Here is an 18,106-nt window from a genome sequence, read left to right on the forward strand (position 1 = left end):
CGGGATCCGGTTCGGCGTCCGCGGCGATGGCAGCATCCGGATCGGGTCCGTCCGGCCCGAAGCCGGGACGTCCACCGCCCCGTCTCCGCTGCCGTCGTCCCGATCCGGCGTCCTGCCCGGCCGCACGCCATCCGGCGCTCTGACCGGCTGTCAGGTCAGGGGCGTCCCTAGAAGCCGTCAACAGCCTTCAGCTTTGGTGTGTCTTTGGCATCGGCTTCGGCGGGCTTGACTACCCCGACGCCAAGCTTCTCCTTGATCAGGCGCTCCAGTTCGGTCGCCAGCTCGGGGTTGTCGCGCAGGAACCTGCGGGAGTTCTCCATGCCCTGGCCAAGCTGGTCGCCGTCGTACGTGAACCACGAACCCGACTTCTTGATGATGCCGTGCTCCACGCCCATGTCGATGATGCCGCCCTCGCGGGAGATGCCTTGGCCATAGATGATGTCGAATTCGGCGATCTTGAAGGGCGGGGCCATCTTGTTTTTGACGATCTTGGCCTTGGTGCGGTTGCCGACGGAGTCGGCACCCTCCTTGAGCGTCTGAATCCGACGGACGTCGATGCGGATGGACGCGTAGAACTTCAGGGCCTTACCGCCGGTGGTGGTTTCCGGGGAGCCGAAGAACACGCCGATCTTTTCACGGAGCTGGTTGATGAAGATGGCGGTGGTTTTGGTCTGGCTCAGGCGGCCGGTGATCTTACGCAGGGCCTGGCTCATGAGGCGGGCCTGCAGACCCACGTGGCTGTCGCCCATGTCGCCCTCGATTTCCGCACGCGGCACCAGGGCAGCAACAGAGTCGATGACGATGACGTCCAGCGAGCCGGAGCCGATGAGCATGTCCATGATTTCCAGGGCCTGCTCGCCTGTATCCGGCTGCGAGACCAGGAGTGCGTCCGTATCCACGCCCAGCCTGGCGGCGTATTCGGGGTCCAGGGCGTGCTCGGCGTCGATGAAGGCGGCAATGCCGCCCAGGCGCTGTGCGTTGGCAACGGCGTGCAGGGCCACGGTGGTCTTACCCGAAGATTCCGGGCCGTAGATCTCCACGACGCGGCCGCGGGGCAGGCCGCCAATTCCCAGAGCCACGTCCAACGCGATGGATCCGGTGGGGATGACCTCGATGGGGGCACGGACTTCATCGCCCAGCCGCATGACCGAGCCCTTGCCGAACTGCTTGTCAATCTGTGCCAGCGCTGCGTCGAGCGCCTTTTGACGATCCGGGGCTGCCGCCATGGTTCACACCTCTAATGCTTTCTCGCTTTGGAGTGGCCTCAGCGGCCATTTCTTGGTCATCTCTGACGCTAATGGCACCCGCTGACATTCTGGCCGGATGACATCGCCTATGTGGATAACCACTACGAAAAGCATAGCTTTACCCGAACAGATATTCGAACAGATCCGGCGGCGTGTCAGCGCAGGAAGGGGCGCACATGAGCCTGAGGAGCGCTGTCTGGTTGGTGGCGGCGTCAGTCGCGCAGGGGTTTGACGTCGCGGCCCAGGCGCCGCTCCGGCGGCACATCCTGGACATCGCAGATGGCCAGCCACACTTGCCGGAGGCTCACTCCGGCCGCGAGGGCCTGGTCGGCGGTTCGCCCCCCGGCCCCGGCCAGGACCAGGGTGCTGCTCAAGACCCGGGAGTAGCCAGCCCCGAATTCGTCGTCCATAAGCCGCCAATAGTCACTGATCCGCACCAATAGAGTCTCTCACGTTCCCGGACCCTAGAATTGTTGCCATGAGCAACCCTGCCGACGGCCCTCCTGCGACAGGCCGTCCTGAGACCGGCGTTCCCGCGGCGTCCCCTGCGGAGGCAGGTACCGGCAAAGACACCGTCGATGAGGCCCTGAACACCGTGGAACACCAAATCAGTCTCTTTTGGCGGCGGGCCCGGTCGGTGTCCCATCAGCTCTCGCGGCAGGTGCACCCGGACATGGAACCGGCGGCCTACGGCCTGCTTTCGGTCATCCGGCGCGAGGGGCCCATCCGGTTGACAGACCTCGCCCTGAACATCGGCGTGGGCAAGCCGTCCGTCAGCCGCCAGATCGCCTTCCTGGAAAGCATCGGGCTGGTGTTCAAGGAAGCTGACCCCCTGGACGGAAGGGCGCAGTCGATCCGCCTCACCGAAAAGGGCGAGGAAAGGATGCATCAGGTCCAGGATGCGCGCCGCCAGGATTTCCGTGAGCGGCTGGGTGAGTGGCCTGTCGGGGAACTGCAAACCCTCGCCGAATACATGGCAAAGCTCAACTCCATCTTTGAACTCGACGGCTTCGCGAAGGACCCGTCCGCCGGCGACACTGCAAAATAGCCACCACACGCGACAAAGCCTCCGGCCATTGGCCGGAGGCTTTGTCGCACTTCCTGTCTGGCTCCTGCGGACGGCTTACCGTGCGCCGGAAAGCAGGCCCTTGGACAGTTCGTTGTTGAGTTCAGCGTTCAGATCGCGATCAAGGTCGCGGCCGTAGCGCTGTGAGAATTCCTGGGGAACGGTGTCCGGAACGGCAACGCCCTCGGCGACGGCGACACGGTCGCTGACTTCCCTGAGCATGCTGGAAAGCGGCACGTCCAGGGCTGAGCAGATTGAGGAGAGGAGCTCTGATGAAGCTTCCTTCTGGCCGCGCTCTACTTCGCTGAGGTAGCCCAAGGAAACACGGGCACTGTGCGAAACTTCGCGGAGCGTGCGTCCCTGGCGCTGGCGTACATCGCGCAGGACATCACCGATTTCGTGACGAAGTACAACCATCTTGCGCTCCTTCTGTTCGCTCTTGGCCTGATCGGCGAGGCCCACATCCTTCCAGCGGACAACGCCGTTTATGGATACGGGCTGCTTTACCATCTGTATCGCCTTGCTCCCTCATAAGTTCGGTCCGCCGTGGAGCGAACCGTGGTGGTTTATTCATCCTAGGCGCCTCCGCTCTCCGGAAGCGACACAATGTAATAACTAATGGACACCGGGATTTGTTCCCGGCAACTTTACGCCCGGTAGCTTCAGGAAGATAGGGCCGCGATCAGACTTTCGAGTGCAGCGCCACAAGCCTGTCCGCGGATCTCTGCGCGGTTCCCGGTGAAGGCGTATTCGAGATATGACGCACCGTCCGCTGTGGCAACCCCGATAAAGACCGCCCCCACTGCTTTGCCGTCATGTTCCTCCGGGCCGGCTACTCCTGTGGTGGCAACGCCGATGTCAGCATGCAGCGCAGTCCTGGCCCCGGCCGCCATGGCCGCCGCGACAGCACCGTCTACTGATCCGGCGGCGTCCAGCAGCTCTGCCGGAACGCCCAGGACATCCACTTTGACGGAGTGCTGGTAGGCCACCACACCGCCTTGGAGCATGCCTGAGGCACCGTCTGTGTCGGCGAGCACGGCGCTGACCATTCCCGCGGTCAGCGACTCTGCGGTCGCGACGGTGCGGCCCATTTCCAGGGCCTTTTTGACTGTCTGTTCCGCCAGGTGGTGAAGGTTAGTCACGTCGGCTCCCTAGTTGCCAGCTGTAGTTTTTCCGGCCCGTTTGCCCTGGGACCGGATGCGCAGGGCTTCAACGACGTATTCGACGCCGGTCCACACCGTGATCAGTACGGCCGCCATCATGACGGCGAAAGCCACCCAGACAAGCCACGGCGCCAGCGCGCCGAGTGGCAGAAGGTACAGGAAGATCGCGGCTGTCTGAACGACGGTCTTGAGCTTGCCTCCCCGCGAGGCCGGGATGACTCCGTACCGGATGACAAAGAAACGAAGGGCGGTGATGCCCCATTCCCTGACGAGGATGACGATGGTGACCCACCACGGCAGTTCATTCAGGATGGAGAGCATCACCAGGGCTGAGCCGATGAGGAGCTTGTCGGCGATGGGGTCTGCAATTTTGCCGAAATTGGTGACGAGGCCGCGGCTCCTGGCGATGTCGCCGTCGAGCTTGTCTGTGTAGATGGCGACGGCGAAAGCCACTACCGCGGCCCAGCGCCACGGCCCTGACTCGCTGCTCAGCCCGGGGGCATCGGCGAGGAGGAACCAGACGAAGAACGGCACCAGGGCGATGCGCAGCATGGTCAGGATGTTGGGAAGATTCCAGATTCCTGGGCTGCTGGAGCCGGCGGCAGTTGCTTCGGTGCTAGTCACACTCCTAGGCTACCGTCCGGTGAGTGACCACGCGTCTTCGGAGCCGTCCTCGTCGTCGCCGGAGGTGCCGTCGGCGCCGTCGAAGTACTCAACCTTCTGGCTGCGCTGGTCCAGGTCCGCCTGCACAAGGTCCTCCGCATAACCGCCCTGGGCGATGTTCGCGTTGGCGTTGTCGCTGAGCGCCGCCGTCTGCGAGTCAGCAACCGCCGGCACGTCCTGGCCCTTCATGGCTGCCAGCACCGACGCGAGATCGTCCGGCTTCACCAGGACGTCGCGTGCTTTGGACCCTTCGGAGGGGCCAACCACTCCCCTGGACTCGAGGAGGTCCATAAGCCGTCCGGCCTTGGCGAAGCCCACCCGGAGCTTGCGCTGGAGCATCGACGTCGAACCGAACTGTGTGGTGACCACCAGTTCGGTGGCCTGCAGCAGCACTTCGAGGTCGTCCCCGATGTCGTCGTCGATCTGCTTTTTTGGCGCCTCGGGGGCGACATCGTGGCGGTAGTCGACTTTGAGCTGGCCCTTGACGTGTTCCACCACCTTGTGGATTTCAGACTCGGTAACCCAGGCGCCCTGGACACGCATGGCCTTCGAGGCACCCATTGGCAGGAACAGAGCGTCGCCCTGGCCGATGAGTTTTTCGGCCCCGGGCTGGTCAAGGACCACGCGGGAGTCCGTGACGGAGGACGTGGCGAAGGCCATCCGGGAAGGCACGTTGGCCTTGATCAGGCCGGTGACGACGTCCACGGAAGGCCGCTGGGTGGCCAGGACAAGGTGGATGCCGGCGGCACGGGCCAGCTGGGTGATGCGGACGATGGAATCTTCCACGTCGCGCGGGGCCACCATCATCAGGTCGGCGAGCTCGTCAACAATCACCAGCAGGTACGGGTAGGGCCGGATGACGCGCTTGGAGTCCACAGGCGGCTGGACCTTGCCGGCGCGGACTGCCTTGTTGAAGTCATCGATGTGCTTGAACCCGTAGTTGGCGAGGTCGTCGTACCGCGCATCCATCTCGCGGACCACCCATTGCAGGGCCTCAGCAGCCTTCTTCGGGTTGGTGATGATGGGCGTGATGAGGTGCGGGACGCCTTCGTAGGCGGTCAGCTCCACACGCTTGGGGTCCACCATGACCATGCGGACCTCATCCGGGGTTGCCCGCATGAGGATCGAGGTGATCATGGAGTTCACGAACGAGGACTTACCCGCGCCGGTTGCACCTGCGACGAGCAGGTGGGGCATCTTGGCGAGGTTCGCCACGACGTAGCCGCCTTCGACGTCCTTGCCGACGCCCATCACCATGGGGTGGTCAGTCCGGCGGGCGTTCTGGCTGCGGAGGACGTCACCAAGGGAGACGGTCTCACGGTCCGTGTTGGGGATCTCGATACCGATGGCCGACTTACCCGGGATGGGGCTGAGGATCCGGACGTCGCTGGAAGCCACTGCGTAGGAGATGTTCTTGGACAGGGCGGTGACGCGCTCCACCTTGGTGCCCGGCGACAGTTCAATCTCGTAGCGGGTGACGGTGGGCCCGCGGCTGAAGCCGGTCACCTGCGCTTCCACGTTGAACTGGTTGAGGGTCTCGGTCAGGGAAGCCACAATCGCGTCATTGGCCTCCGTGCGCTCCTTGGGGATGGAGCCCGGGGTCAAAACGTCCGACGGCGGCAGGGTGTAGGTGACGTCGCCCGCCAGTGAGAGTTGCTCGGTCCGCTGCGGAATGGGAGCCGGAAGGGGCATGGGCGTGACGGGCTTGGCCGGCACCTGCGCAACGGCGGCGTGTGCAGGGTTGAGTGAGCCGGCGGCCACCATCCCGGGTGTGACCAGCGGGATGGCCTCGGTGGCGTTGTCTTCTGCCGGAGCCCTCCCTGCAGTGCCGAGGCCCTGGGCGGCTTTGATTTTTTCGACGGCGATTTCCGCCTGGGTGGGGCGGCGCACGCCGGGAGCGGGGCGCGGTCCGCGGCCTGACTTTGCGTCGGCCTCGTCGTCGTCAATGACGGCGTGCTCGAAGGCTTCGTCGCCCACGTAGCCTTCCAGCCCGGCGTCGGACTCGTCGTCCTTACCGAAGAAGCGCCGCTTCTTCTTCCGCGGCGCAGCGGCTGCCCGGGTTTCCTCGAGGTAGCTGCGGTCGTGGCTGTCCCCGTCGTCGCCGGGTTCCTGCAGGTCCAGGCCCATCAGGTGCTCATAGGCTGCCCGCAGGCGGCGTGGAATGGCTCCGAACGGGGTTGCCGTAATGATGAGCAGTGAGATGAAGGCCAGCAGGCCGTAGACCACCACGGGCACCGCCGCGTGGATGGCCGCGAGGGGTGATGCCGCCAGGAAGCCGAGCATCCCACCGGCCTGGCGGAGGCCGTCGAAGCCTTCGGCAACAGTGGGCTGCCCGCCCACAACGTGGGCAATGCCGCAGCCCGCAAAGGTCATGATGAGGAAACCAATCCCCACCCGGTTGTTTCCGCGGCCGTCGTCGGGCTGCCGGAATAGCCGGAAGGCACACACAAAAAGCATCAGCGGCAAAAGCAGTGACATCCAGCCGAAGGTGCCGTTGACTACGCCGTAGACGGCGTCGGGGAACCAGCCGGTCATTCCCCACCAGGCGAAGGTGGCGATGAAGACGCCGAGGGCAAGGTTGAACAGGGCCGCGCCGTCGCGGCGTTCCTCTGCCGGCAGGTCGCTGACATCGGAGCCGATCCTGCGGACTCCGCCGCCGACCAGATGGCCCACGCCCAACCAGGCGCCGCCCACAACGCGCAGCAGCCAGGGCTGCCGCTGTTCGACGGCGGGAAGCTGGCGGGTGCGTGCGGTGCCCGCCGATGAGCCAGCCCGGCCGCCGGTGCGGGTGGACGCTGTGGCGCCTGCACCGCGGCCCGCCGAGCTGCCGGATTTGCCGCCAGTGGTGCCTCGGGGCGCGGGAGTAGTACGAGTGGCCATACGTGCCACGGTACCGGAACTGGCGCGGTTTTCCGCGGATTTCCGGCTGTTCCCGGCCTCATGTTGCGGATGCGAAAGGCCCGGTTCCAAAAGAACCGGGCCTTTCAATATCGCTTGTCTTCGGGGCTGTTACGCCTCGAGGACCACCGGGATGATCATGGGCTTGCGGCGCAGCTTGCGGTTGACCCAGGTGCCGACGACGCGGCGGACAACCTGCTGGAGCTGGTGGGTGGTGTGGTCCGTGCGGTTGAGCACCGCTTCTTCCAGGGCGGCGTTGATCTTGGGGATGATCTCGTCGAAGACCGAATCGTCTTCGGCCACGCCGCGGGCGTGGATCTCGGGTCCGGAGACCACCTTGCCGGTGGTGCGGTTGATGACGGTGATGATGGAGATGAAGCCTTCATCGCCGAGCGTCTGGCGGTCCTTGAGGTCTGCTTCGGTGACTTCGCCGACGCTGGAGCCGTCCACGTAGACAAAGCCCACTTCAACCTGGCCCACCACGTCTGCGCGGTGGTCCTTGAGGTCAATGACGGTGCCGTTGTCGGCAAGGATGACGCTGGCGGTGGGGACGCCGGACTCGATGGCGATCTTGCCGTTGGCGATGAGGTGGCGGGTCTCGCCGTGCACCGGCATGGCGTTGAGCGGCTCAAGGATGTTGTAGCAGTAGAGCAGCTCGCCGGCGGCCGCGTGTCCGGAGACGTGCACCTTGGCGTTGCCCTTGTGGATGACGTCCGCGCCGAGCTTGAGCAGGCCGTTGATGATGCGGAAAACGGCGTTCTCGTTGCCCGGGATGAGGCTGGAGGCCAGGATCACGGTGTCGCCGTCGCCCACCACCACGCGGTGGTCACCGGCGGCCATGCGGGAAAGCGCAGCCATCGGTTCCCCCTGGGAACCCGTGGACATCAGCACCACGCGGTTGTCGGGCAGGTTATCGATGTTCTTGATATCCACGAGGAGGCCCTCGGGAACGTCGAGGTAGCCGAGCTTGGCGGCGATGGCCATGTTGCGGACCATGGAGCGGCCCACGAAGGCCACCTTGCGGTTGTGCTTGGCGGCGGCGTCAAGCACCTGCTGGACGCGGTGGACGTGCGAGGAGAACGACGCCACGATGATGCGCTTGGTGGCCTGGCCGAAGAGCCGTTCCAGCGTGGGGCCGATTTCCTTTTCGGCGGTGGTGAAGCCCGGCACGTCAGCGTTGGTGGAGTCGGACATAAAGAGGTCAACGCCCTCTTCACCCAGCTTGGCGAAGTGCCGGAGGTCGGTGATCCGGCCGTCCAGGGGCAGCTGGTCCATCTTGAAGTCGCCCGTGTGCAGGACAGTGCCGCCGGCCGTGCGGATGAACACAGCCAAAGCATCGGGGATCGAGTGGTTGACCGCTACAAACTCGCACTCGAAGGGGCCAAACTTTTCGACCTGGCCCTCTTCAACGGTCATCGTGTACGGACGGATCCGGTGTTCCTGCAGCTTGGCCTCGATGAGCGCCAGCGTGAGCTGTGAGCCCACCAGGGGGATGTCGGCGCGCAGCCGCAGGAGGTAGGGAACGGCGCCGATGTGGTCCTCGTGGCCGTGGGTCAGGACAACGGCCACGATGTCGTCGACACGGCTCTCGATGTAGGAGAAATCGGGCAGGATCAGGTCAACGCCTGGCTGGGTCTCCTCCGGGAAGAGGACACCACAGTCCACGATGAGCAGTTTGCCATCGATTTCGAACACGGCCATGTTCCGGCCGATCTCCCCCAGTCCGCCCAGCGGAACGATCCGAAGGGTGCCTTGCGGCAGGCGTGGAGGCGTGACAAGGCCGGGAAGGGCGGTTTGGGTCATAGTGCACTACTTTCCAGGCGGAAGGGTGCTGGTCTTAGCCCTTAGGGAAAGACCAGCCCCGCTTCCGCCAAATCCTCGCGGATGGATACGATCTCGGCTTCGTCCGGCTCCACGAGGGGCAAACGGACAATCGAGTTGGGCAGGACTCCCTGCCATTTAAGAATTTGTTTGGCTGCAACGGCTCCCTGGACACGGGTCATCGTTGCCCTGATCACGGGCAGCAGCTCGAAGTTGATCTTACGCGCGGTTTCGCGGTCGTTCGCGTTGATGGCGTCGATCAGTTCGCGGAAGCGGCGCGTTGCGACGTGGGTTGTGACACCCACGAGTCCGACGGCGCCCAAGGACATCCACGGAAGGGTCAGTCCGTCGTCGCCGGAGTAGAAGTACAGGTCAGTCTCTGCCATCACGCGGCTGGCTGCCATGAAATCGGCTTTGGCATCCTTGACGGCGACGATGTTCGGGTGCTGCGCCAAGCGGATCATGGTTTCGGGCTCGATCGCGATGGAGGAGCGGCCCGGAATGTCATAGAGCATAACGGGCACATCGGTTGCGGACGCGACAGCTTCGAAGTGTGCGCGGACGCCGGCCTGGCTGGGCTTGTTGTAGTACGGCGTGACGAGCAGCAGGCCGTCGACGCCAAGCGCTGCCGCCTGCTCGGAGAGGTGCACCGAATGTGCGGTGTCGTTCGTCCCGGTGCCCGCGATAATGGCGGCGCGGTCCCCCACTGCCTCTTTGACAGCGCGGAACATGCCAAGGTTCTCTTCATCCGAGAGGGTGGACGTTTCGCCGGTGGTACCGGTGACGACCAAGCCGTCGCAGCCATCGTCCACAAGCTTGGTGGCCAGTTCGGCTGCCTGCTTGTAGTCCACGGCGCCATCCTTGGTGAAGGGCGTGACCATGGCGGTCAGGAGCGTACCAAGGGCAGGAGCGGTGGCGGATTTGTGAGGCATGGAAAAAACGTTACCCTGTCGGCGGCTGGTTAGGACAATGGGGGCGGCGTGATCCGCGTCAACTAGCGGGCTGCGAAGCCCCCCGGGACAGCGGTCAGCACTCTTTGCAGATCGACTCCCGCGGGGTCAGCGGAATTTTCGCAATGCACTCAGCTGCAGGATGGCGGTGACTACTTCAGTGCCGCTTCCGGCCGCCCTTTTCACTTCGAACCCGTCCGGTCCCCAGAACCCGCTGAGGCCGCAGGAGGGGCCCAGCGAGGTGGATCCGCCAAGGTTTGCCAGAATGGCGAACATCCGGTTGTCCATGGCCCTGGCTCCGAGATGCAGGCCAAGCCGCCGTTCTGCCGCCTGCGTGTACAGGGCCGAAACGGCATAGATATCCGCGCCGGCCTGGGCTGCCCCGGTGGAGTGGGCCGGAACAGCGGCATCAAAGCAGATGGCCAGCGCGATCTTCCAGCCATCCAGCTCGATCACGACGGCACCGCCGCCCGCGGCGAAGACCTCCCGCTCCGGGCCGTGGAGGTGGGTTTTGAAGCCGAGTTCGGTGGTGCCGTCGGGGTGGATCACGAGGCTGGCGAGCCGCGGCGTCCCGTCAGGTTCCCGATAGGCAGCACCTGCCACCACGGTGATCCCTGTCCGGCGGCAGATTTCGTGGAGATCGGCCAGACGTGGGTCATCGCGTTGAAGCCACGAGTCGTCAGCGGCCAGGAGCGCCAGGTTGTACCCCGTCAACGACAGCTCAGGGAACACCACCAGCCGGGCACCGTGGGATTCGGCATCCTCGATCAGCCGGACGTGTTCTTGCACGTTCGGGATAATCCCGCCTTCCAGCGCCTGGTACTGCACGGCAGAGACGGTCAGGGCATCAGTCACCCCTTTATCCTAGGGATGCGCGCCTAGCCGAGGGAACTATGCCATCCTGCGGCTTCCCTGGCTGGCAGTACCGGTCCACCGCAGCCTCCCGCTGCCCCTCAGCCCAGGCCGCGAGCCGCTGGGCCGCCCGGACGTAGTGGAACAGTTCCGTGGGCGTCAAGGCATCGAGGTCGGTTTCGTCCAACCTGCGGGCCAGCTCTGCCCCCGCCGGCTGGGCGGTCAATGTGACGCCTTCCTCCTGCCACTGGATGTCCACAGGGAGCCGACCTGCGACGAGCTGGCGGAAGAGGAAGTCCACCACTCCTGGGCTCATCGCTTTCATCAGACCTGCAGGCTGTGCCGAGGCGGCGTCCTGGGCATCCCGGGCGGGGCGCACCGATCCGCCGGCGGGTGGGGATTCCGGAGACGGTCGCGGCTGGGATGGGGTTTGCATGGTGTCCATATTATTCGAACATATATTCCCATAAACTTCGGGGCTAATTTAGGCCCCTGACCTGCGGTTATACGTTCTGGACAGGTGTCTTTGATTGCCTGGAAAAGATCGTTGGGTCTAGTATTTGCGGCGCCGGTAGGGCCGGTGAAAGTGGTCCCACCTAATCGGGTTATTCAGGCCTCCCGAACGGATGAAGCAGGCAGGGTTGGCGGACGTTGCGGTCCAAGGTACATGGTCACCGCTTCCCAGAGGAAGAACGTCGTCCCGGCAGAGTCGAAGCCAGCCTCGGCAAGCTTCTCGAACCAGGCCTCTGCCTGGAAGTCGGCGGCCAGCTGGGTGATGCCGGGGAGGTGCCGGGCGAGGGCGGCGGCGTAGAAGGTGGTCCGTGCGCTTTGTTGATGACGCATGGGGGTCGCCCTCGTACGGATAGCGGTAGATCCTTGGAAAGTAGCCGATGAGGAAATGAGCCGCCATCGTCGGTGTGGTCGCCAGTCCGAAGCCGGCCCGGGAAACATCGGGCATGACCATCATGAGCCGCGATGCTGGTTCATCCGCCCTGGCGCCCAACCGGTGCTGCATGTATCGCGTGTAGAGCGAAGCGAACAGGGTCGCCGACACACGCGCCTGCCGGCTGAAGACGAGCAGCTTAGGCACAGCCCGCAAGTAACCGATTGTCCCCACCGGGACGAGCGCCACCTGGATCACGCGAAATAAGGCAACCGATGCCGTTCCTCGCATTCGCCGCATCTTGCCCCGGTTCCGCGCACGCGCCTGCCACCCATGCTCCTCCGGCGGGCAGTAGCGGTCAACACGCTTCGTGTGCTGCCCCTGACCAACTCAATACCGGCCCGGGGCCGCGACGCAGTTCTGCATGAGAGCTTCCTCGCAACCCGATGACGACCCGGTTTGCACGTATTCGACGCATCGCCGAATAGCGTCAGGGGTTCCTTCAGAAGGACGGATTTGTCATCACCGGCCCGTCAACCCTCGCACGAAGGGTGCCTTCCCCAAAGCGGTCCGTTCAACGCGTTCAACAACGTGTACGTCCACCTGGGTGTCTACTACACCGGCTTCGTTGAGCGCGCCGGCTACGGCAGTCCGAACCCCTTCGGTGGAGGCTCCGAGAGCGAGGCCTGCGAGGAGGACCCGCAGCCCGGACGGCTCCTGGATGACCTGCCACCCCGCACTTCCTGCTTCGTCAAGTACGTGGTGGAACACTATCGGGTGGACGCTGACCGGCCCCTCCGTGCCTGGCAGCTGCAGGACGTCTTCGATCCGCCCTTCGATGTCCTCCAGAAGGGTGAAGGGGCGTCCGCAGGGGCAGCCCCGTCCGCCCAGCCTCACAGTGTCGGACATTTCGTAGCGGATCAGCGGCAGGGTCCGGGAGAACAGCACGGTGACGAGGAGCTTTGACCCGGTTGTCCCGGCCGGGACGGGGTTGCCGGCCTGGTCCACGGGTTCGATGATCAGCAGGTCCTCGTAGACATGGCGGTCCCGGTAGGTGCAAGGGGAGGCGATCCCGGCCGTTTCGGTGGCGGCGTAGACATCGAAGGGGGCGCTTCCCCATGCCGCCTCCAGTTCCGAGGCGGTGTGTGGGCTGAGCACTTCGGAGGCGGACATCACGCCCTGCGGCGAGATGCGCAGGCGTCCGGCCCGCTGCTCCGCCGCGAGGGGTTTGAGTGCTGAGGCGTAGCCCACCAAGATCCTGGGCTGGAACCGGTTCAGCGCGGCGACCGTCTCATCCATGGGTGCGGTGACGTCCAGGCGGAGGGTGGGGACGAGTCCGGAGCGCAGGGATGCTCCGACGACGGCGGACTGGTGTGTGGGGACGCGGGAGCTGACCAAGGCCATTTTCAGCGGCCGGGTCAGCCGGGCGGAGATCCCTGCCCAATCGTTGGCGCGGGCGTAGGAGGCCAGGACGGTCGCCCATTCCGTGCGGTTCCAAATGAAGGTTCCGCGCCGGCCCGTGGTCCCGGCCGTCGCAGCTGCCCACCACCGGCCCTTCCACGCCACTCCCGGGTCTCCACCGCCCTGCGTCAGGGACCGTAGATGGTTCTCCAGATCCGCCAGCCTCAGGTCCGGTGTGGTGACGGCCTCGTCGAAGTGGTCCATCAGGTCCGCTTTCGTCACCGACGGCAGCTGGTCCAGCGGACCGTCGTGCAGTCCGGCGTGATGGCGCCGGTAGAACTCCGAGCCGGCGTAGGTTGCGCGTCGCAGTTCCTGCAGGGCGCGTTCCTGGTGGGCGGTGATCCGCGCGGCGTCCCAGTGGTCCCTTCTCCGCCATGCGGCCCGTAGGAACAACACACGGGAGATGAGGTGGATGTCCATGGCGGGATGGGCCTAACGGTTCCAGGCCGGGGCCAGCGGCCGGGCAGCACGCGCCGTGGTGGCCTCGGGCGTCTCCGGCCGGGGAAGCCGCAACCTCTTGAGCAGCAGGGCGTTGACGGCGACCAGGAAGCTGGAACCGGACATCGACAGGGCCGCTATCTCCGGGCTGAGGACGATCCCGGCGAAGGCGAACACCCCTGCCGCGATGGGCAGCGCTATCGCGTTGTAACCCACGGCCCAGCCCAGGTTCTGCCGCATTTTCCGCAGGGTGCCTTTGCCGATCCTCAGGGCGATCGGCACATCCAGCGGGTCCGAGCGCATGAGCACGACGTCGGCCGTTTCGATGGCCACATCGGTGCCGGCGCCGATCGCGATGCCGAGGTCGGCCTGCGCCAGGGCCGGGGCGTCGTTGACGCCGTCCCCGACCATGGCGACCCTTCCGCGCTTCTGCAGCTCGGCGATCTTCGCTGATTTGTCTCCGGGGAGCACTTCGGCGATGACGGTGTCGATGCCCAGCTGGCCGGCGATCCTCCGGGCGGTGGCTTCGTTGTCCCCGGTGAGCATGACGACTTCGATCCCGGCCTCGTGCAGGGCCGCGACTGCAGCAGCCGCGGTTTCCCTCGCAGCATCCGCCAAAGCGATCACCGCCGCGGCCCGGCCGTCGACGGCGACGAGCACGGCGGTCCGGCCGGTGGCGGCAAGTTCATCGCGCACCGCGGCCAGCGGGCCTAGGTCGATGCCTTCGTTGGCCATGAGTTTGCGGTTGCCGACCAGTACCCTGTGTCCTTCCACGGTCGCGCCGGCCCCGTGGCCTGGAACGTTCAGGAAATCCGAGGCAGCCAGGACGGCCGCGCCGTGTTCGCGGGCGTGCCGGACCACGGCCGCAGCGAGAGGGTGTTCGGATTCCTGCTCCACGGCGGCGACCAGCGCCAGGAGTTCGTTTTGGTCGATTCCTTCAACAACAACGTCGGTCACTTCCGGTTCGCCCTTGGTCAGGGTGCCGGTCTTGTCCATCACGACGGTGTCGATCCGTGCGGAGACCTCCAGGGCGGTGGCGTTCTTGAACAGGACGCCCCGTTTGGCGCCGAGCCCGGTGCCCACCATGATGGCCGTCGGCGTGGCAAGCCCCAACGCGTCGGGGCAGGTGATCACAACAACGGTAATGGCGAACAGCAGGGCCGCCTGGACTCCGGCGCCGAGGGCGAGCCAGGCGGCGAACGTCACGGTTCCGCCGATCAGGGCGACCAGGACCAGCCAGAACGCGGCCCTATCGGCCAGCCTCTGGCCTGGTGCCTTGGAGTTCTGGGCTTCCTGGACGAGGGCCACGATCTGCGCCAGGGCAGTGTCGGCTCCGACCTTGGTGGCCCGGACCCGCAACGTGCCGGTGATGTTGATGGACGCGCCGATCACTTGTGAACCGATGGCCTTGGTCACCGGAAGGCTCTCGCCCGTGACCATGGACTCATCGACCTCCGACTGGCCGTCCTCGACCTCCCCGTCAACGGGAATTTTCGACCCCGGCCGGATCAGCAGCAGGTCCCCGGTCTGGACTTCGGACGTGGGGATCTCAACCGTGTCGCCGTCGCGGATCACGACCGCGACCGGCGGAGCAAGCTTGAGCAGCGTGCGGATGGCCTCGTTCGCTCCGTCCCGTGCGCGCATCTCGAACCAGTGGCCCAGCAGCACGAAGGAGGCAAGGACGGTGGCCGCTTCATAGAACACTTCACCGCCGCCGGTGAAGGTGACCCAGACGCTGTACAGCCACCCGGTGCCCACGGCGATCGCGACCAGGACCATCATGTCCAGCGTGCGGGCCTTCAGCGCCCGGTAGGCGCCGTCGAAGAAGATCCATGCCGAGTAAAAGATGACCGGCAGGGACAGGATCAGGGCCATGACGTCGTCACGGAGCCCGAACGGGGTAGGGGCGGTGAAGCCGAACATGTCCCGGCCCATCGGGGACCACAGCGTCACCCCGATGGACAGGACCGCAGCGACCAAGAACCGGTTGCGCATGTCCTTGACCATGTCATCCATAGACATTCCGGCGTGGTGTCCGCCGTGGCCCATCATGTCCTGAGCGGTCCGGGCCATCTCACCGTGCTGGTCCGGGCCGTGGCCTGCATGGCTCTCGGCCGGCGGATGGGCATGCCCGGTGTGGGGTTCCGAGGTTTCCGGCGCATGACCCGGGTGCATGGCGTGCTGATCACGCTCCACCGGATGCACGTGCTCCATCGGATGGACGGTCCCGGCGGGTTGGACGTGTCCGGACGGCCGGTGACCGGCACCGGCTTTACGCGTGGTGGGGTGCATCAGCCCGGGGGTGCGCACTGTTTCTTCCATCGGGTAGCAGACGTGGTTGGGAACCGATTCGCCCCGGCAGTGGTATCCGCAGTCCCGTACCCACCCGGAGATCTGCTCCACCGAGGTCACTGACGGGTCAAAGCTCACGGTCGCGGTCTGGGCGACCGGGTTCGCGTCGACGGCGGCGACTCCGGGCCGCTGAAGCAGCACGCGTTCCACTACCGCCTTGGAGGTGGCCCAGTGCAGGCCGCGGACCTCCACGACGGTGCGTTTCAGCGGTGTGGTCACTGCTCCTCCTTCAGCCCCGCTGCTGGACCGACGTCCCGGAAAGCAGAAGGCATGCTTGGGCGATTGGCCTGCGCCGGTCGTTGAGCGTGAGCGGGCTTCGGGTCAGCAGGCATGGCGCGTCCTTTTGCAATGAAGGGATTCGGGCGGGGCAGCGGGCTCTATCAACCCCGTTGCCGGACCTTCACTGCGTATGGGCTCTCGCCCGGGACGTCGCTTTCCGGTTACACTGAACATATACCCCCCAGGGGTATACGTCAAGGTCTCGGACCGGATCTGGCGGCGGGTCACGCTCCGCGTCCGCGGCGGAGCACGGCGAGGCGGGCGGTGTACTCGCTCTCGTCGATTTCACCGCGGGCAAACCGTTCCGCGAGCAGATTCTCTGCGACGCCCGCACCGGGTGCGCCGCCCTCGTACCGGCGGCTGCCCGCTCCCATGGAGCGGGCGAAGAGGATAATGGCGGTGATGATGGCGGCCCAGAACAGCACAAAGCTCACCCCCATCAGGATGTACCCCCAGACGCCCATGTTCCCGTCCCAATACATCATCGCTGTCTCCTCCCTGCACGCGGACGCACCAGTGCCGCCCCCTGCGGTTCATTATCGTCCCGCCCGGTGTGCGGCGTCAGAGTCTTTGGTCCCCTTGCCCCCCGGCGGCGGGCGTTCCCCGGGGAGGAACAGGGAGACGCCGATGACAGGTCGTACCCGTAATCAGTGGACATGGTCGTCAGCTCCCCCGGGCCCGGGGCGGGCAGGGCCGCCCGGGGCTTCCTGCTCGCCGTGCCCCTGATGGGTGGAGCCACGGTGTCCGCCGTGGCCCCCATGCCCGAACATACAAAAGCTCATCACCAGCACCACACCCAGATAGGGCAGCGCATCCAGGACATGGAGCCAGTGGTTGGTGACGAGGTAGATCGACGCTGCGGCGATGAGGACTATCAGCAGCGTCTGTGTCCACGGTTGGTATGGGCCGCGGGACGGCCGCGGTGCTTCAGGGAGACGCGGATCAGGAAGACTGCTCATACCCTGAGTGTTGACCCGCAGGGTCCCGTCGGCAAGGGCCTAACGGCCCGCAGTGCAGGGAGGCGGACGAGGCTGCCCGGTGCTGCAACAACCCTTGCGCAACATACCCCTAGGGGGTATTCTTTCAGTGTTGCCAGTGACGTGGTTTGTCCAGGCCCGGGCCGTTACAGCCGTTCAACCGCAACAGCTCTTTCCCGTCCCTCGCTTCGAAGGAAACTGACATGTGCGGAACACCCGAACCACGAACCCGGCTGCCCCTGGCATCCACGGCGCAGCAGGGCTGCAGCTGCTGCTCGCCCGCCGCCGAAAAGCGTGCTGCGGCTCCGGCCGCCGGAAAGCCGGCGGTTCAGGCTTCCGGTGCGCAGTACGCCATGGAAGGGCTGACCTGCGGACACTGCGTCCGGACCGTTGAAAAGGCCGTGTCCGGTGTGTCCGGGGTTGAATCGGCAACAGTGGACCTGGTCCCGGGCGGCACGTCCCGGCTGAGCATCACCGGCACCGCGGACCGGGAGGCGCTGGCTGAGGCCGTAAGCTCCTCCGGCTATGTCCTGGCCGGCGCGAAATAGCCTTCACCCACGCAATCCGCGGGCCCGGGTGAGCACCGGATTCCCGGGCTCCGCGGGTGGTCAGTGGCCGCCGGTGTGATCGGCGGTGTGATCCAGGGTGGGCACCGGGCCAGGGGTCACGTCCCCTCCGGTGCCACTGATGGCCGGGCCGATGACAAACGCGGACAGGGAGAACATGGCGCCGAAGACCAGCAGTCCCAGCGCCGGTGCGACCCAGCTGCCAAACCGCCGGTGGAGGCGGACGAGCATGGGAACGGACGCCAGGAGCCCCAGCGCCCCGAACAGCGCAGTGCCGCCGGATCCTGCCACCAGTGCGGTCCCGGCGAGCAGCCCGATGTGGTGCAGGACGTGCGGCAGGATCCCCATGACCAGGCCCACCGCGCCGACGACCGTGTGCCACAGGCCTTGGAAGCTGCCCCGGAAGGTCCGTCCTGGAACCGTCCCTCTGTGGGGGTCGGCCAGCGGATGAGCGTGGGAGGTGTGGTCACCGGTCACCGTCGCTGCTTTC

Annotated in this window: 18 protein-coding genes; 2 read left to right on the top strand and 16 right to left on the bottom strand. The window is 65.6% G+C overall.

The genetic code is table 11. From position 1 onward, the window contains the following. Positions 1-167: 167 nt before the first annotated feature. Positions 168-1,226 (bottom strand): recombinase RecA, encoded by a 1,059-nt coding sequence (gene recA / locus NG701_RS03980; RefSeq protein ID WP_056342912.1) that lies wholly within the window; start codon positions 1,224-1,226, stop codon positions 168-170. Between the two features lie 233 nt (positions 1,227-1,459). Then, positions 1,460-1,684 (bottom strand): DUF3046 domain-containing protein, encoded by a 225-nt coding sequence (locus NG701_RS03985; protein WP_252564741.1) that lies wholly within the window; start codon positions 1,682-1,684, stop codon positions 1,460-1,462. A gap of 41 nt (positions 1,685-1,725) precedes the next feature. Here NG701_RS03985 and NG701_RS03990 point away from each other — a divergent pair, with 41 nt between their 5' ends. Beyond that, on the top strand, positions 1,726-2,295 hold the full coding sequence (locus tag NG701_RS03990) for a MarR family winged helix-turn-helix transcriptional regulator (protein ID WP_256472086.1): 570 nt from the start codon (positions 1,726-1,728) through the stop codon (positions 2,293-2,295). 75 nt (positions 2,296-2,370) lie between these two features. Here NG701_RS03990 and NG701_RS03995 read toward each other — a convergent pair whose 3' ends face one another. The 13 genes from NG701_RS03995 to NG701_RS04055 form a co-directional block, all read right to left on the bottom strand. Continuing rightward, positions 2,371-2,823, bottom strand: coding sequence for a helix-turn-helix domain-containing protein (locus tag NG701_RS03995; protein ID WP_056342905.1), 453 nt, complete (start codon positions 2,821-2,823; stop codon positions 2,371-2,373). A gap of 152 nt (positions 2,824-2,975) precedes the next feature. Beyond that, positions 2,976-3,455, bottom strand: coding sequence for a CinA family protein (locus NG701_RS04000; protein ID WP_252564743.1), 480 nt, complete (start codon positions 3,453-3,455; stop codon positions 2,976-2,978). A 9-nt stretch (positions 3,456-3,464) separates the two neighbouring features. Next, the gene (gene pgsA, locus NG701_RS04005; RefSeq protein ID WP_252564745.1) at positions 3,465-4,100 is read right to left on the bottom strand and encodes a CDP-diacylglycerol--glycerol-3-phosphate 3-phosphatidyltransferase; all 636 of its coding nucleotides are present in this window, start codon (positions 4,098-4,100) and stop codon (positions 3,465-3,467) included. Positions 4,101-4,109: 9 nt separating this feature from the next. Then, the gene (locus tag NG701_RS04010) at positions 4,110-7,019 is read right to left on the bottom strand and encodes an FtsK/SpoIIIE family DNA translocase (protein WP_252564746.1); all 2,910 of its coding nucleotides are present in this window, start codon (positions 7,017-7,019) and stop codon (positions 4,110-4,112) included. A 129-nt stretch (positions 7,020-7,148) separates the two neighbouring features. Beyond that, positions 7,149-8,840, bottom strand: a complete 1,692-nt coding sequence (locus NG701_RS04015; RefSeq protein ID WP_252564748.1) for a ribonuclease J — start codon at positions 8,838-8,840, stop codon at positions 7,149-7,151. A gap of 41 nt (positions 8,841-8,881) precedes the next feature. Beyond that, positions 8,882-9,790 (bottom strand): 4-hydroxy-tetrahydrodipicolinate synthase, encoded by a 909-nt coding sequence (gene dapA / locus NG701_RS04020; protein WP_252564750.1) that lies wholly within the window; start codon positions 9,788-9,790, stop codon positions 8,882-8,884. Between the two features lie 126 nt (positions 9,791-9,916). Continuing rightward, a complete protein-coding gene (locus tag NG701_RS04025) occupies positions 9,917-10,663 on the bottom strand; it encodes a carbon-nitrogen hydrolase family protein (protein ID WP_252564752.1) in 747 nt (248 codons plus the stop codon). Between the two features lie 4 nt (positions 10,664-10,667). Then, positions 10,668-11,096 (bottom strand): hypothetical protein, encoded by a 429-nt coding sequence (locus tag NG701_RS04030; protein ID WP_252564754.1) that lies wholly within the window; start codon positions 11,094-11,096, stop codon positions 10,668-10,670. Positions 11,097-11,269: 173 nt separating this feature from the next. Beyond that, positions 11,270-11,503 carry a class I SAM-dependent methyltransferase gene (locus NG701_RS04035; RefSeq protein WP_252564756.1) on the bottom strand — a complete coding sequence of 78 codons (234 nt, stop codon included), beginning with the start codon at positions 11,501-11,503 and terminating at the stop codon, positions 11,270-11,272. Between the two features lie 562 nt (positions 11,504-12,065). Next, on the bottom strand, positions 12,066-13,424 hold the full coding sequence (locus tag NG701_RS04040; RefSeq protein ID WP_252564758.1) for a phenylacetate--CoA ligase family protein: 1,359 nt from the start codon (positions 13,422-13,424) through the stop codon (positions 12,066-12,068). Positions 13,425-13,436: 12 nt separating this feature from the next. Then, positions 13,437-16,013 (bottom strand): heavy metal translocating P-type ATPase, encoded by a 2,577-nt coding sequence (locus NG701_RS04045; protein WP_252564760.1) that lies wholly within the window; start codon positions 16,011-16,013, stop codon positions 13,437-13,439. Positions 16,014-16,297: 284 nt separating this feature from the next. After that, a complete protein-coding gene (locus tag NG701_RS04050) occupies positions 16,298-16,558 on the bottom strand; it encodes an SHOCT domain-containing protein (RefSeq protein ID WP_252564762.1) in 261 nt (86 codons plus the stop codon). 162 nt (positions 16,559-16,720) lie between these two features. Beyond that, positions 16,721-17,032, bottom strand: coding sequence for a DUF2933 domain-containing protein (locus NG701_RS04055; protein ID WP_252564764.1), 312 nt, complete (start codon positions 17,030-17,032; stop codon positions 16,721-16,723). Between the two features lie 221 nt (positions 17,033-17,253). On the opposite strand from NG701_RS04055, the gene NG701_RS04060 reads away from it, so the two are divergent. Continuing rightward, positions 17,254-17,598, top strand: a complete 345-nt coding sequence (locus tag NG701_RS04060; protein WP_252564766.1) for a heavy-metal-associated domain-containing protein — start codon at positions 17,254-17,256, stop codon at positions 17,596-17,598. Between the two features lie 60 nt (positions 17,599-17,658). Here NG701_RS04060 and NG701_RS04065 read toward each other — a convergent pair whose 3' ends face one another. After that, positions 17,659-18,093 (bottom strand): CPP1-like family protein, encoded by a 435-nt coding sequence (locus tag NG701_RS04065; RefSeq protein ID WP_252564768.1) that lies wholly within the window; start codon positions 18,091-18,093, stop codon positions 17,659-17,661. Positions 18,094-18,106 lie beyond the last annotated feature (13 nt).

It is taken from the genome of Pseudarthrobacter cellobiosi, from assembly GCF_023913815.1.
GTDB classification, from domain to species: Bacteria; Actinomycetota; Actinomycetes; order Actinomycetales; family Micrococcaceae; genus Arthrobacter; species Arthrobacter cellobiosi.

Coding starts and splice junctions, on each gene's coding strand:
- NG701_RS04055 (WP_252564764.1), bottom strand. CDS start 17,032: ATGAGCAGTCTTCCTGATCCGCGTCTCCCTGAAGCACCGCGGCCGTCC.
- NG701_RS03995 (WP_056342905.1), bottom strand. CDS start 2,823: ATGGTAAAGCAGCCCGTATCCATAAACGGCGTTGTCCGCTGGAAGGAT.
- NG701_RS04040 (WP_252564758.1), bottom strand. CDS start 13,424: ATGGACATCCACCTCATCTCCCGTGTGTTGTTCCTACGGGCCGCATGG.
- recA (WP_056342912.1), bottom strand. CDS start 1,226: ATGGCGGCAGCCCCGGATCGTCAAAAGGCGCTCGACGCAGCGCTGGCA.
- NG701_RS04060 (WP_252564766.1), top strand. CDS start 17,254: ATGTGCGGAACACCCGAACCACGAACCCGGCTGCCCCTGGCATCCACG.
- NG701_RS04015 (WP_252564748.1), bottom strand. CDS start 8,840: ATGACCCAAACCGCCCTTCCCGGCCTTGTCACGCCTCCACGCCTGCCG.
- NG701_RS04010 (WP_252564746.1), bottom strand. CDS start 7,019: ATGGCCACTCGTACTACTCCCGCGCCCCGAGGCACCACTGGCGGCAAA.
- dapA (WP_252564750.1), bottom strand. CDS start 9,790: ATGCCTCACAAATCCGCCACCGCTCCTGCCCTTGGTACGCTCCTGACC.
- NG701_RS04050 (WP_252564762.1), bottom strand. CDS start 16,558: ATGATGTATTGGGACGGGAACATGGGCGTCTGGGGGTACATCCTGATG.
- NG701_RS04030 (WP_252564754.1), bottom strand. CDS start 11,096: ATGCAAACCCCATCCCAGCCGCGACCGTCTCCGGAATCCCCACCCGCC.
- NG701_RS03990 (WP_256472086.1), top strand. CDS start 1,726: ATGAGCAACCCTGCCGACGGCCCTCCTGCGACAGGCCGTCCTGAGACC.
- NG701_RS04035 (WP_252564756.1), bottom strand. CDS start 11,503: ATGCGTCATCAACAAAGCGCACGGACCACCTTCTACGCCGCCGCCCTC.